Source organism: Sinorhizobium numidicum, from assembly GCF_029892045.1.
Classification (GTDB): Bacteria; Pseudomonadota; Alphaproteobacteria; order Rhizobiales; family Rhizobiaceae; genus Sinorhizobium; species Sinorhizobium numidicum.
On the sequence record NZ_CP120368.1, the window covers coordinates 1,242,656 to 1,256,371 of the forward strand.

Annotated in this window: 11 protein-coding genes; 5 read left to right on the plus strand and 6 right to left on the minus strand. The window is 61.7% G+C overall.

The genetic code is table 11. The annotated features are described in order from the left end of the window. Window positions 1–160: 160 nt before the first annotated feature. Together uvrC and PYH37_RS17055 are read right to left on the minus strand one after the other, a co-directional pair. Window positions 161–2,185, minus strand: coding sequence for an excinuclease ABC subunit UvrC (uvrC, locus tag PYH37_RS17050; RefSeq protein ID WP_280732663.1), 2,025 nt, complete (start codon window positions 2,183–2,185; stop codon window positions 161–163). Next, entirely contained in the window at window positions 2,182–2,946 is a 765-nt protein-coding gene (locus PYH37_RS17055; RefSeq protein ID WP_280732664.1) for an SDR family oxidoreductase, read from the minus strand. Before PYH37_RS17055 ends, uvrC begins: the two co-directional genes overlap by 4 nt. A gap of 363 nt (window positions 2,947–3,309) precedes the next feature. Between PYH37_RS17055 and PYH37_RS17060 the strand changes: the two genes are divergently transcribed. Beyond that, window positions 3,310–3,948: an outer membrane protein gene (locus tag PYH37_RS17060; RefSeq protein ID WP_280732665.1), complete on the plus strand. Its 639-nt coding sequence runs from the start codon at window positions 3,310–3,312 to the stop codon at window positions 3,946–3,948. A 146-nt stretch (window positions 3,949–4,094) separates the two neighbouring features. Here PYH37_RS17060 and PYH37_RS17065 read toward each other — a convergent pair whose 3' ends face one another. From PYH37_RS17065 to PYH37_RS17080, 4 genes are read right to left on the minus strand one after another with little or no spacing between them, the layout of a single operon-like run. After that, window positions 4,095–4,688 (minus strand): glutathione S-transferase, encoded by a 594-nt coding sequence (locus tag PYH37_RS17065; protein ID WP_280732666.1) that lies wholly within the window; start codon window positions 4,686–4,688, stop codon window positions 4,095–4,097. A gap of 17 nt (window positions 4,689–4,705) precedes the next feature. Continuing rightward, window positions 4,706–5,416: a ribonuclease T2 family protein gene (locus tag PYH37_RS17070; RefSeq protein WP_280732667.1), complete on the minus strand. Its 711-nt coding sequence runs from the start codon at window positions 5,414–5,416 to the stop codon at window positions 4,706–4,708. Continuing rightward, the gene (locus tag PYH37_RS17075; protein WP_280732668.1) at window positions 5,416–5,859 is read right to left on the minus strand and encodes a hypothetical protein; all 444 of its coding nucleotides are present in this window, start codon (window positions 5,857–5,859) and stop codon (window positions 5,416–5,418) included. Before PYH37_RS17075 ends, PYH37_RS17070 begins: the two co-directional genes overlap by 1 nt. A gap of 51 nt (window positions 5,860–5,910) precedes the next feature. Further along, a complete protein-coding gene (locus PYH37_RS17080; protein WP_280732669.1) occupies window positions 5,911–6,792 on the minus strand; it encodes a 23S rRNA (adenine(2030)-N(6))-methyltransferase RlmJ in 882 nt (293 codons plus the stop codon). A 68-nt stretch (window positions 6,793–6,860) separates the two neighbouring features. On the opposite strand from PYH37_RS17080, the gene PYH37_RS17085 reads away from it, so the two are divergent. The 4 genes from PYH37_RS17085 (at window position 6,861) to PYH37_RS17100 (ending at window position 13,711) form a co-directional block, all read left to right on the plus strand. After that, entirely contained in the window at window positions 6,861–8,999 is a 2,139-nt protein-coding gene (locus PYH37_RS17085) for a molybdopterin-containing oxidoreductase family protein (protein ID WP_280732670.1), read from the plus strand. Between the two features lie 23 nt (window positions 9,000–9,022). Further along, window positions 9,023–9,619 carry an NUDIX domain-containing protein gene (locus tag PYH37_RS17090; RefSeq protein WP_280732671.1) on the plus strand — a complete coding sequence of 199 codons (597 nt, stop codon included), beginning with the start codon at window positions 9,023–9,025 and terminating at the stop codon, window positions 9,617–9,619. A gap of 103 nt (window positions 9,620–9,722) precedes the next feature. Further along, entirely contained in the window at window positions 9,723–12,332 is a 2,610-nt protein-coding gene (mprF, locus tag PYH37_RS17095) for a bifunctional lysylphosphatidylglycerol flippase/synthetase MprF (RefSeq protein WP_280732672.1), read from the plus strand. Beyond that, a complete protein-coding gene (locus PYH37_RS17100) occupies window positions 12,329–13,711 on the plus strand; it encodes a virulence factor family protein (protein WP_280732673.1) in 1,383 nt (460 codons plus the stop codon). The genes mprF and PYH37_RS17100 overlap by 4 nt, the downstream gene beginning before the upstream one ends. Window positions 13,712–13,716: the final 5 nt, after the last annotated feature.

Genomic DNA, 13,716 nt, shown 5'->3' on the forward strand with positions numbered 1-13,716 from the left:
AGAGCAGCGAGCGAAAAGCGAAAGCTGCCTTTCCCATCCTCTCCGGGTTTCACCTGTACAGAATGACTTTGCGACCATTAGGTCAACAGGTCATTGCGCGACGGTTGTCATATATGGTGGAATTCACCTGAACGCAGGCTGAATTGCGGCGCTCGCGTCATCATTTGGCGGCGTCCTCATGAAAATGTTCGTAGACGAGGCGCGCCACTGTTTCCGAGATGCCGTTCACTGCCATCAGATCGTTGACACCCGCGCGCGAGACCGCCTTGGCCGTTCCGAAATGCGTGAGCAGAGCGCGTTTGCGTGTCGGACCGATTCCGGAGATCTCGTCGAGCGGGTTCTTGACCATCTCTTTCTTCCGCCGGGCCCGGTGCGAGCCGATCGCGAAGCGGTGGGCTTCGTCCCGCAGTCTCTGAACGAAATAGAGCACCGGGTCTCGCGGCGGCAGGGTAAAGCTTTCCCGGCCTTCGATGAAGAAGCGTTCGCGGCCGGCTTCTCGATCGACTCCCTTGGCGACGCCGATCGCGGTCAGGCAGTCCTCGACATCGAGCTCCTTGAGAATGGCACGAACTGCCGTCATCTGCCCCTGGCCGCCGTCGATCAGGATGACGTCGGGCCAGGCCGGGAAGCCGGCGTCCTCGCTCGGTTCGGCGCCGCGGTTCGGCTTGCCTTCCTCCTTCAGCAGCCGCGAGAAGCGCCGCGTCATCACCTCGCGCATCATGCCGAAATCATCGCCTGGCGTGATGTCGGTCGATTTGATGTTGAACTTGCGATACTGGCCTTTGACGAAGCCCTCAGGCCCGGCCACGACCATGCCGCCGACCGCATTGGTGCCCATGATATGCGAGTTGTCGTAGATCTCGATCCGGCGCGGCACGCAGGCGAGCTTGAACGTCTCGGCGAAGCCTTCGAGCAGGCGCGCCTGCGATGCGGTCTCCGCCAGCTTCCGGCCATGCGCCTCGCGTGCATTTGCGAGCGCATGATCGACGAGATCCCGCTTCTCGCCGCGCTGCGGCACCTGGATCGACACCCTATAGCCGGATTTCTCGCTGAGCGCCTGACCGAGCAGTTCCTGCTCCTCGACGGGTTCGCAGAGCAGGATTTGCCGGGGACACGGCTTGTCGTCATAAAACTGAGCGAGAAACGCGCTGAGTACTTCGGCGGCAGGAAGCGAAGGATCGGCCTTGGGGAAATAGGCGCGGTTGCCCCAGTTCTGTCCCGTCCGGAAGAAAAACACCTGGATGCAGGAGATGCCGCCTTCGTGGTGGATCGCGAAGACATCCGCCTCCTCGACACCGGCCGGGTTGATGCCTTGATAGCTCTGGACATGGCTGAGCGCTGCCAGACGATCGCGGTAAAGCGCCGCGCGCTCGAAATCGAGGTTCTCCGAGGCATCTGCCATGGCGGAGGCGATAGTCGCCTTCACCGCTTGGCTCTTGCCGGAGAGAAAATCCTTTGCCTCATGGACCAGTTCCGCGTAGTCGGCATCACTGATCTCGCCGGTGCAGGGCGCCGAACAGCGTTTGATCTGATAGAGCAGGCAGGGGCGCGTGCGCGTCTCGAAGACGCTATCCGTACAGGTCCTGAGAAGAAAAGCCCGTTGCAGCGAATTGATCGTTCGTCCGACGGCCCCGGCAGACGCGAACGGGCCGAAATAGTCGCCCTTGCGGCTGCGTGCCCCACGATGCTTGTAGAGGGCGGGGGCGCGAGTATCGCCGGTAACAACAATGTAAGGAAACGACTTGTCGTCGCGCAGCAGCACGTTGAAGCGCGGACGCAGGCGCTTGATGAGGTTCGCTTCTAGCAGCAGCGCCTCGATTTCGGTCCGCGTCGTCACGAATTCCATGTTCGCGGTCTCGCGAACCATTCGCGCGATGCGATTTGAGTGCCCGCGTCCCTGAGCGTAGTTGCTGACGCGTTTCTTGAGGCTGCGGGCTTTGCCGACGTAGAGCACATCGCCGGCATCATTGAACATCCGATAGACGCCGGGCCCGTTCGGCAGGAGCTTGACGAAGGCCTGGATCAGTTCGGCGCCCTTGAGGTCCTCCGTCTTCGGTCGGCTTTCCGCCCACTCTATAGCCGGCGCGGGCCGTGCGTCTTCGGCCACGTCGAGCAGATCGTCTTCGTCGTCCGTTTCGGTGCCGTCATAAAGGATGCCGCCATCCGTGGGCGTCTGCCCGTTCATTCCACTATCTCCCGAATATCCGGCGTCTCCCAGGCAAGATGTTGGCCGCCGTCGAGCGCGATCATCTGTCCGGTAACCGACGGCGTGTCGAAAAGGAAGCGGATCGCGCGTCCGAACTCATCGAGCGCCGGTCCGCGCCGGAGGATCAGCGCTTCGACCTGGGCCTGGAAATCGCGCGGATCTTGCCTTTCGTTCGGCAGTGTCGGCCCCGGTCCGATGGCGTTGACCCGAATGTCGGGCGCTAGCGCTTGCGCCATCGTTTGAGTTGCCGTCCAAAGCGCCGACTTGGATAGCATATAGGAATAAAAGCGTGGATTTGGAGACCAGACGCGCTGATCGATGACGTTGACGATGAGACCGGCGACGTTGTCCGGACGCTGCCGCGCGAAATCGCGGGCAAGCAGGGAGGGCGCTTTGACATGCAAGGCGAAATGCCGCTCCCAAACGTCTTCGTCGAATTGATCCAGACTGTCGTTCTTGAAGACGGAAGCATTATTGACGAGGAGGTCGAGCGGACCGAGCAAAGCCGTTGTCTCCGCAATGAGCGTGGACGCGGCAGCCGAATCGGTGAGATCTGCCTTTAGCGCAACGGCCTTGGCACCGCCCGCGTTGAGCTTCGCTGCCAGCGCCTCGGCCTCGTCGAACGAGCCGTTCGCATGAATGGCGATCGCGAAGCCGTGCGTCGCCAGATCCTCAACTATCGCCTTGCCGATGCGTCGAGCGCCGCCGGTTACAAGCGCCGCTTTTGGTGTCTTTTTCAATGTTTGGTTCCGTCCTCGAATCCTCGCTCTGGCTGGACGAAGATATAGGCGAGAACCCGTGGGCTGAAACTCTCCCGTGACGATTCATTTCGAAAAAATTAATACCAGCGGTGTAATTTTCGTTATTTTGAACGGTTATAGTATAGCTTTGGTTAATCTTGAATTATGGTTAATAAAGTCTCTGTGTTGTGAAAGCAACACCAAATTTCGACCATGTTCGCGCCATCAAAATTTCACATTTTAGCTCTTGAGAATCCGCAATTTCTAGCCAATTTCCAGTCAACCGGGCGGGTTAATTACAGATGTCCGGTGTTTCACTAAGGCGCAATTGCTTAGGAACACCGGTTCGCAAAGGAGAATAGTATGCGTACGCTCACCACCACTCTCATGGCTTCCGCCATGGCCCTTGTTGCCTTCCAGGCCGCCCACGCCGCTGACGTCGTCGACGAAGTGCCGGCTGCTCCGGCTGCCGAATATACCGAACCAGCGGTGAAGAACTGGTCGGGCGCCTATGTCGGCGGCACGGCCGACTGGCACCATGGCGAGGCTGATGCGACCGGCGGCAACACCTCCGCTGGTTTCGGCGGCGGCCTCTACGGCGGCTACAACGTGCAGAGCGGCCAGATGGTTTACGGCGGTGAAGCCGACATCGGTTACGCCGGCAACGACTCACACTCCAACGGCCGTCGCGTCAAGCAGGGCGTCAACGGTTCGATCCGCGGCCGCGTCGGTGTCGATATGAACCCGGTTCTGGTTTACGGCACGGCGGGTGTCGCCCTTGGCAACGCCAAGCTGTCGACCCCGGCCGGTTCCGACGACAAGACCCTGGTCGGCTGGACCGCCGGCGCCGGTGCCGAAACGTTCGTCACCGACAACGTCACCGCTCGCGTCGAGTACCGCTACACGGACTATGGCTCAAAGGACTTCCGCACCGGCGGCACGACCGTCTCGTCCGGCTATGACGAGCACAGCGTCCGTCTCGGTATGGGCGTCAAGTTCTGACCCGAACAGACGTGATCAGCGAAAAGGCCGGGTTTCCCCGGCCTTTTTCATGCCTTAGATCACGATGATTTTAGGTCAAATCGACCCAAGATCATAAACGTGATCGATCTTAAAAAGTTAGGGCGGAAAACCGCGCACACTTTTCCTCAGCCCGCTCTAAATTTGGAATAGTCGGGAAAGTGCTTCTCGAACTTCGCCGGCCAGCTCGCGAGCCTCGGCCGGCCCGCCTGCCACTCGCCGCTGAAACGCAGCTCGACATAGTGCAGCAGCGCCGCCAGCGCGAAATGCCCGGCATTTAGCTTGCCCCCGGTCTTCGGCAAGTTTGCGTTGAGATGGTCCAGTCCGCGCTCTACCTTCTCCCACTGCCGGTCGATCCAGGGCTGATGCACCTTTTCAGGCGGATGGAACCGCTTTTCGTAGACGATCGCGAGCAGACTGTCGCAAATGCCGTCGCAGAGCGCCTCGAAGATCTCGACGTCCGTGCGCTTTGCGGCATTCTTCGGATAGAGCTTGCTCTTGGTCTCGCGGTCGAGGAAGTGCATGATCGCGCGGCTGTCGTAGATCGCCTTTCCGTCTGCGGTAATCAGCGTCGGGATCTTGCCGAGCGGATTGTTGCCGACCAGTTCCGCCGGATTGGCGTTGGTGTCCGTCAGCACACTTTCCGCAGCAATGCCGATGTGATGGGCGGCCATGCGGACCTTGTTCGAATAGGGCGAGGCAGGCGAGTAGAGTATTTTCATCCGACGTCTTTCCATTGTCACGGTGCAGGAGGCAGCAACACCGTGCTCCTCCTGCAAGCTTGGCGATCCACTTCAGGGCAGGCTCTGAATTTCAATTCCTTGTCGAAGCAGATCCTGATTTCTTCGAGCAGCCTGCCTTCGCAGGTAACAGCGATCATGTTTTTCGTCATGCCCGGATTTTTGGCTGCTAACGCCGCCTCGATCGCCGGCACGGAGAGGTCGCGCGGTCCGCCATTGGATGTGAGCTCGGGCGGGATGGCGAGCCTTTCGCGCGCTGCACGTGTTACGGCGAAATAGTCGGCTTGGCGCAGTCCTGAACAACTGCCGTGCTTGCGCCACTGATGGCCGATCAGCCCCATTGAGGGAATGAGGTCGAGATATTGTCGACCGAGCGCCTCGGGCACGCGGTCCGATTGCCGCGTTGGGCAGAATTCCGGATAGCCGTCTTCGTTCTGCGGCCAGAGCCCGTGCACGATCAGGCCATGTCCGCTGCCGGCCTCGCATTGATCGGATTTTCCTTTCGGATCGTTGGCGTCGCACCAGGTTGGCGACCAGGATAGCGAAAGGACGTAGAAGTCGAACCCTTTGCCGACGGGGACTGTCACCGACGCTGCGGCTTTTTCAGTATCGGTTCTGGTGCTCGGCAGCGTGTTCTTGGCACCTTCGTCGCTGCAGCCGGCAATCGCCAGAATACCGACGAGCGTCGGCAGCAGCTTTCTTGCAGCCATCAACGAAGCGAAGCGCAATGGGCGCCGTAGACATACCAGGGGTCGAGGCCGCCGACGCAGAACTCGATACTGGAGCCCACGCCGGCAAAACCCCATGGCCGCTCTATCAGGTACCACAGCGGCCGCCGCTCACCGTCCGTCATCACGGCGGTTGCATAGCAATACTCGCGCTCCACCAGATGTGTGTAGTCCCGCGGCTCGAAGCGGCTCTGACCCATGTCGCGGATTTCGGCGATCGCAAGGTCGGCATGAAGATAGTTCGCAGCCTTGTAGTCAAAGCGCCGGGTGATGAAACCCAGAACGGAGGGATTGCTGCAAATGCCCGTGTCATGGGCCACCCGGGGGGCGGGGCCCCCCACATAATCCGCTGCGGCAGCGCCGGTACTTGCGCCGGCGGCGAGGGAAAGCGAAAACAGAAGCGTTGCGGCGAGCTTGCGAGTCATGGCCATCTCCCTGAATCCTCTCGAGAGATTGGAGCCACAGGGCTTCATCCGTCAAGGGCCTCGGTTGAGAGGCGCTTCGCCGCGCAGCCAGAAGCAGCGAGCTGACGCGAAACGGTCCTGGGCGAGACGAGTCTTCAGGAAAGGCAGCAGTGTGTCCAGTTCGCCCTTCAGCGTGTAGGGCGGGTTGACGACGATAAGGCCAGATCCCGCGAGCCCCGTTATGTGGCGATCGCTGCGGACCGAGAGCTCGGCGCAGAGCATTTTCGTGATCTCCAGCGCCTTCAGCGCCTCGTGGAAATCCTTTATTGGCGCGCCCTTCTTCAGCGGATACCAGAGGCAGAAGATGCCACTCGAAAAACGCCGATAGGCCTTGGCAAGGCCGTCGACGAGCCGCTCATATTCGCCTTCGACCTCGAAGGGTGGGTCGACGAGAACGAGGCCGCGCTTCTCCTTCGGCGGCAGATGGGCGCCAAGCGCCAGCCATCCGTCGAGCCGGGTGATGCGGCTCTGGAAGTCGCCGTCGAATAGCCGGTGCAGGATTTCGTAGTCGTCCGGGTGGAGTTCCATCGCCGAGAGCCTGTCCTGCGGACGGAAGAGCATGCGGGCGAGCTTCGGCGAGCCGGGATAATGGGTGAGCCCGCCCTCCGGTCCGCCCTCCGGATTGAGATCGCGAACGGCTGACAGATAAGGTTCCAGGATCGCGGCGACCGGCGCGGGCAGCTCCGCGTCGATCAGTCGTCCAATGCCCTCGCGCCACTCTCCTGTCTTCTGCGCCTCTTCGCTGGAAAGGTCGTAAAGCCCGATGCCGGCATGGGTGTCGAGCACCCGAAAGGCCTTGTCCTTCTGCTTGAGATAGGTGACGAGCCGCGCCAGCACCGCGTGCTTCAAAACATCGGCGAAATTGCCCGCGTGGTAGATATGCCGGTAGTTCATAAGCGCCGCCGATGGCTATGATCAATTGTTGCGATGGATGGGCGAATGGGCTTTGAGCGCCCCTACGGATGCCATATAGAAAAGCCATGAACGTTTCGACCCCCATCAGAGCAGAAAAATCGATCGGCCATTCCGTCTGTCCGCACGACTGTCCCTCGGCCTGCGCGCTGGAAATAGACCTGACGGCCGAAGGACGGATCGGCCGCGTGCGCGGCGCTGCCGAAAACAGCTATACGGCCGGCGTCATCTGCGCCAAGGTGGCGCGCTATTCCGAGCGCATCTATCATCCCGGCCGGCTGATGGTGCCGCAGCGCCGCGTCGGCGCCAAGGGCGAAGGCACCTGGCAGGAGATTTCCTGGGAGGCGGCACTCGATGAGATCGCCGACCAGTTCGTGAAGGCCGAGCAGAAGCACGGCGCGGAAGCGGTCTGGCCCTATTTCTACGCCGGCACCATGGGTCAGGTTCAGCGCGACTCCATCGAGCGGCTGCGCCACGCCAAGCGCTATTCCGGCTTCTTCGGCTCGATCTGCACCAACATGGCCTGGACGGGCTTCACCATGGCGACCGGCAGCCTGCGGGGACCCGACCCGCGAGAAATGGCCAAGTCCGATTGCGTCGTGATCTGGGGCACCAATGCGGTGGCGACGCAGGTCAACGTGATGACCCACGCGGTCAAGGCGCGCAGGGAACGCGGCGCCAAGATCGTCGTCATCGACATCTACGACAATCCGACCGTCAAGCAGGCCGATATGGGCCTGGTGCTGAAGCCGGGCACCGATGCCGCTCTCGCCTGCGCCGTCATGCACATTGCCTTCCGCGACGGCTATACCGACCGCGCCTACATAGCGGAATTCGCCGACGATCCCGCGGGCCTCGAGGCGCACCTGCAGACACGTGGTCCCGAATGGGCTGCCGCTATCACCGGCCTTTCGGTGGACGAGATCGAGGCCTTCGCCAAGCTCGTCGGTACGACGCCCAAGACCTATTTCCGCCTTGGCTACGGCTTCACCCGCCAGCGCAACGGTTCGGTCGCAATCCACGCGGCAGCGTCCGTTGCGACAGTCCTCGGCTCCTGGAAGCATGAAGGCGGCGGCGCCTTCCATTCGAACAATGACATCTTCAAGCTGGACAAGCGCGAACTCGTCGGCACCGCGCTGCATGATCCGGACGTGCGCATGCTCGATCAATCGCAGATAGGCCGCGTGCTGACCGGCGATGCCGAGGCGCTACGCCATCGCGGCCCCGTGACGGCGCTCCTGATCCAGAACACCAATCCCGTCAACGTCGCGCCGGAGCAACGACTGGTGAAACGGGGCTTCCTGCGCGACGATCTTTTCGTGGCGGTGCACGAACAGTTCATGACCGATACAGCCCAACTGGCGGACATCGTTCTGCCGGCGACCATGTTCCTGGAGCATGACGATCTCTACCGCGGCGGCGGGCATCAGCACATTCTGATCGGTCCGAAGGTGGTCGAGCCGCCGCCGACGGTGCGCACCAATCTGTTCGTCATCGAGGAATTGGCAAAACGCCTCGGCATCGCCGATCGCCCCGGCTTCGGCCTGACGGAGCGTCAACATATCGATCGATTGCTCGGCAATTACGGCGTGGACTACGAAGAGATGAAGCAGAGAAAATGGCTCGATTGCCAGCCGGCGTTCGAGGAAGCGCATTTTCTCAACGGCTTCGGACATCCGGACGGTAAGTTCCGATTCAAAGCGGATTGGACCGGCACGGCCGCCCCCAATAGGCCGCCGAAGTCGATGGGCCCACAGGGGCCGCATGCCCGGCTTCCGCAGTTCCCCGATCACGTCGATCTGATCGAGGTCGCCGACGAGCACCACCCGTTCCGGCTGGCAACCTCGCCGGCGCGCTCCTTCTTGAATTCGACCTTCGCCGAAACGCCGTCCTCGATCCAGAAGGAAGGGCGGCCCGAGGTGATGATCCATGCGGAGGATGCGGCCGAACTCGGCATTGCCGACGGCGATATCGTCAGGCTCGGCAACGAGCGCGGCGAAATCCGCCTGCACGCGAGGATCGGCGGCGGCGCGCGCCGCGGTGTGGTCATCGCCGAAGGGCTCTGGCCGAACGGCGCCCATCTCGACGGCGAGGGGATCAATGTTCTGACCGGTGCCGATGCGGTCGCTCCCTATGGCGGCGCGGCCTTCCACGACAACCGGGTCTGGGTGCGGCCGGCCGGCAATTGAGTTTGCATTGATGGGGACTTCGAATGACAAAACATGCCGACCCGCGCTTCCGGATCATCGACCGCCGGACTCTTTTGAACGGCTTCATCAATATCGAGCAGATCACTCTTGAGCAGCAGATGTCGGACGGTAGTACCGCGCGGCTCGTGCGCGAAGTGCACGACCACGGCCGGGCTGCGACGATCCTGCTCTTCGACACCGAGCGAGAATTGATCGTTCTCGTCCGCCAGCTTCGCATTCCCGTCTTTCTGCAGGGCGAGCCGGGATACCTGATCGAAGCTCCGGCGGGCCTTCTCGACGGCGAGGCGCCGGAAGTGGCGATCTGCCGTGAAGCGATGGAGGAAACCGGCTATCAGATCGAGAGCGCCATGCATCTGTTCGACGCCTATATGAGCCCGGGTTCGCTAACCGAACGAACGAGTTTCTTCCTGGGACGCATCGACATTTCCAAGAAAGTGACGGCAGGCGGTGGGCTCGTGCACGAGGGCGAAGACATCGAGGTATTGGAAATTCCCTTCGATGAGGCAGTCGCGATGATCGGCGCCGGCGAAATCTGCGATGCCAAAACCATCATGCTCTTGCAATGGGCCAGTCTTAACCGCGATTCCCTGTTCGGCTAAGTCTCTGATCCATAACCATATAATACATTACCGATATTTCACTTCCTGATCGTGATCCGGTGCGCTAAAGCGCTCGTGTCTTCCTCAATGATACGGGCGAACCATGACGTCCTCCTCGAACGAGCTTGAAGCGAACGACGATCAGCAGGCCGACGATGGATGGCGGCCGTTTCTGAGGCGCAATCAGCGTTACATTTCCGCCATCGGCACGCTTTTGATAATCGCGCTCTTCGGGGCAGCGATCTTCCACCTGACCGCCGAAGTGCAGTACGACGACGTCACCTCCGCGCTGGCCGATACCCGCTGGACGTCGATCGCTGCGGCGATCCTGTTCACTGCGCTGAGCTTTTTTGCGCTTACCTTCTACGATGTCGGCGCGCTCGATTATATCAAGCGGAAGCTTCCCTATGCCGATGTCGCGCTCACGGCCGCCTGCGCCTACGCGGTCGGCAATACTGCCGGTTTCGGCCCGTTAAGCGGCGGCGCGATCAGGTACCGGTCCTATTCCCGGCTTGGTCTGGAGCCGGAAGACATCGCCCGCATCATCGCCTTCGTCACGCTCGCCTTCGGCCTCGGCCTTGCGACGGTCGGCTGCCTCAGCCTGCTCACCGTCGCAGAATATGTCGCGCCGCTGACCGGGCTTGAGCCCTTCTGGTTGCGGGCGATTGCAATTGTGGTGCTTGCCGGCCTGCTGATGGTGCTCGTCGTGGCGCGCAACGGCCATGAGTTCAGCCTCGGTCGCCTCACCCTTCGCCTGCCGGATTCCAAGGTTTCCTCGCGGCAGTTTCTGGTGACGGCACTCGATCTCGGCGCATCCGCGACGGTTCTCTATGTCCTTCTGCCTGCCGGAGCAATTGGCTGGCCGGCCTTCCTGGCGATCTATTGCGTCGCAGTCGGTCTCGGTGTGCTGAGCCACGTGCCCGCTGGACTCGGCGTCTTCGAAACCGTGATCGTAGCGACCCTCGGACGCGCGGCCGATGTCGATACGATCCTCGGCGCGCTGGTCCTTTATCGTCTCATCTATCACGTGCTGCCGCTGCTGATCGCTATTATCGTGATCATCGGTATGGAAGTCCGTCAATTCGCCGGTCATCCGGCGGCATCCAGCCTGCGCCGTGTCGGCGGTCGCCTGACGCCTCTCCTGCTGGCGACGCTCGCGCTCGTGCTCGCACTCATGCTCGTTCTTTCGAGCGTGACGCCGACACCCCACGAGAACCTCGCCTTCCTCCAAAATTATGTTTCTCTTCCGATCATCGAGGGAGCGCACTTCCTCGCGAGCTTGCTTGGGCTGGTGCTCGTCATCGTCGCGCGTGGACTGGCGCTGCGGCTCGACGGTGCCTGGTGGGCCTCGATCGTCATCGCTCTGGCCGCGCTCATGCTTTCCCTGTTGAAAGCTGTGGCCGTCGGAGAAGCGGCCATGCTCGCCTTCTTCCTAGGCGGGCTGCTCGTCAGCCGTCGTCTCTTCGTCCGCCCTGCCTCGCTCTTCGGTCAGGCGCTGACACTGCCCTGGCTGACAGCCCTTGGCGTCATCTGCTTCGGGGCGTTCGTTGTCCTGCTCTTCGTTTATCGGGACGTCGAATACAGCCATGAACTCTGGTGGCAGTTCGAGTTTTCCGCCGAGGCGCCGCGTGGGCTTCGCGCCCTGCTCGGCGTCACGATCGGCGCGAGTGCCGTGGCGATTTGGAGCCTGATGCGCCCCGCCACGACAGCGATAGAGCCGGCTTCCGAGGACGAGATGGAGCGGGCGATCGCCATCGTCGATAGCCAGGACATGTCGGACGCCAATCTGGTGCGGATGGGCGACAAGAGTATCATGTTCTCGTCCGACGACCGCGCCTTCATCATGTATGGCCAGCGGGCGCGCTCATGGATCGCGCTTTTCGATCCGGTCGGCCCGCCGGACGCCTGGCCGGACCTTATCTGGCAATTCATCGAGACAGCCCGCGCCAACGGCTGCCGCGCCGTATTCTACCAGGTTTCGCCGTTGGGCCTCGCATACTATGCGGATGCGGGATTGCGCGCTTTCCGCCTTGGCGAGCTGGCCCTGGTCGACTTGACGCGGTTCGAGCTCAAGGGGGGAAAATGGGCCAACCTGCGCCAGCAGGTCAGCCGGGGGCAACGCGAGGGGTTGGAATTCTCTGTGGTCGAACCCTCGGACGTGCCTGGTATCCTGCCGGAACTGGCTGCCATATCCGACGCCTGGCTTGCGCATCACAGCGCGCGAGAAAAAGGTTTCTCGCTCGGCGCGTTCGACCCGGAATACCTGGCCTCGCAGCCGGTGGCGATCCTCAAATGCCAAGGCCGTATCGTCGCCTTCGCCAATGTCCTCGTCACTGGCACTCGGGAGGAAGCCTCAGTGGATCTGATGCGATTCTCGCCGGATGCGCCTAAAGGATCGATGGATTTCCTCTTCGTGCAGCTGATGGAGCACCTGAAAGCGCAAGGCTATCGGCACTTCAATCTCGGCATGGCGCCGCTTTCCGGCATGTCCTCGCGGCAGATCGCGCCGGCATGGGATCGGGCGGGCAACGCCTTCTTCGAGCATGGCGAGCGCTTCTACAATTTCAAGGGATTGCGCGCCTTCAAATCCAAATTTCACCCGCGCTGGCAGGCGCGTTATCTCGTGGCGAGCGGTGGCCTCAATCCGATCCTCGCTTTGATGGATGCAACGTTCCTGATCGGCGGCGGGCTGAAAGGGGTGATAACGAAATGAGCGGCATCGGACTGATCTGGAAACCCATTGTGTTTGCGGCGCTGATGGTCATGGCTGCCTGCCTCCCCTCGGCGGCGGAAGAGGCGCCGAAATTCGACACGGGCATGATCCCGTCGCCGCATATCCTGTTCCCGACGAACGAGGCAACCGCTCTTGTCGTTCTGCTTTCGGACGAAGCGGGTTGGACGGAAAAGGAAGAGGCGGTCGCCCGGACACTTTCCGGTGACAACGCCCTGGTCATCGGCGTCGATCTCAAAGCCTACCTGGCGTCGCTCGCCAAGGACGATGGCGACTGCGTCTACACGGTCTCGGACATAGAATCCCTCAGCCAGCAGGTGCAGCGTGCCGCGAAGAGCAACGCCTACCGCCCGCCGATCGTCGCTGGCGTGGGTGCCGGGGGCGCCATGGCGCTGGCGATTGCGGCACAGTCTCCGGTAGCGACCATTGGCCAGACTGTCGCTGTCGACCCCAAAGAGGGAATAGGCTTGACGAAGCAACTCTGCACGCCGGCCGAGAAGGTTCGGAGGGGTGACCAGATGGTTTACGGCTTGACCGACGGACCATTGCCCGAGCCCGTGACTGTCACTTTTTCGCCTAACGCTTCCAACGAAGGCCGCGAGCATGTGGCCGCCCTCGTTGAGAAGCATCCAGATATCGAGACAGAGGATACCGATGACGACGCCTACGCCGCAGTGTCGAGTAAGCTCTCGGCGCTCTTGCAGGAGGGCGGCGAAGCCGACAATCCCTTTGGCCTCCCGCTGACGGTCCTCGATGCGAAACCCGCACGCGACACGATGGCCGTGATCTATTCCGGCGACGGCGGCTGGCGCGATATCGACAAGGAGGTCGGCAACGTGCTGCAGCAGGAGGGTGTGCCGGTCGTCGGGGTGGATTCGCTGCGTTATTTCTGGTCGGAGCGCCAGCCGCAGGCGACCGCCGACGACCTCGCCCGGATCATGACCTACTATCGCAAGCGCTGGAATGTCCGAAATGTGCTGCTGATCGGCTATTCCTTCGGTGCCGATGTTCTGCCGCGCACCTACAATCTGCTCCCGGCCGGCGATCGGGCGCTCGTGCGCCAGATCACGCTCATGGCGCTGTCGCATCAGGTTGACTACAAGGTTTCCGTCCTTGGATGGCTGGGTGCCAAGGGCGAGGGGAATTCGGGCGACCCCCTCGACGACATCAATAAGATCGACCCCTCGCTCGTCCAGTGCATCTACGGCACCGAGGAGGAAGACGACGCCTGCCCGGATCTGAAATCGTCCGGCGCCGACGTGGTCGCGATCGACGGCGGCCATCATTTTGACGAGGACTACCCGGCTCTGACGCGCCGTGTGCTCGACGCACTCGACCGCCGCCTCGCGGCTGCGAAGTGATCTGC

Excerpts from the sequence above, each read along its gene's own strand:
- PYH37_RS17100 (WP_280732673.1), top strand. The coding sequence starts at position 12,329 with ATGAGCGGCATCGGACTGATCTGGAAACCCATTGTGTTTGCGGCGCTG.
- PYH37_RS17060 (WP_280732665.1), top strand. The coding sequence starts at position 3,310 with ATGCGTACGCTCACCACCACTCTCATGGCTTCCGCCATGGCCCTTGTT.
- mprF (WP_280732672.1), top strand. The coding sequence starts at position 9,723 with ATGACGTCCTCCTCGAACGAGCTTGAAGCGAACGACGATCAGCAGGCC.
- PYH37_RS17065 (WP_280732666.1), bottom strand. The coding sequence starts at position 4,688 with ATGAAAATACTCTACTCGCCTGCCTCGCCCTATTCGAACAAGGTCCGC.
- uvrC (WP_280732663.1), bottom strand. The coding sequence starts at position 2,185 with ATGAACGGGCAGACGCCCACGGATGGCGGCATCCTTTATGACGGCACC.
- PYH37_RS17085 (WP_280732670.1), top strand. The coding sequence starts at position 6,861 with ATGCCATATAGAAAAGCCATGAACGTTTCGACCCCCATCAGAGCAGAA.
- PYH37_RS17075 (WP_280732668.1), bottom strand. The coding sequence starts at position 5,859 with ATGACTCGCAAGCTCGCCGCAACGCTTCTGTTTTCGCTTTCCCTCGCC.
- PYH37_RS17080 (WP_280732669.1), bottom strand. The coding sequence starts at position 6,792 with ATGAACTACCGGCATATCTACCACGCGGGCAATTTCGCCGATGTTTTG.
- PYH37_RS17070 (WP_280732667.1), bottom strand. The coding sequence starts at position 5,416 with ATGGCTGCAAGAAAGCTGCTGCCGACGCTCGTCGGTATTCTGGCGATT.
- PYH37_RS17090 (WP_280732671.1), top strand. The coding sequence starts at position 9,023 with ATGACAAAACATGCCGACCCGCGCTTCCGGATCATCGACCGCCGGACT.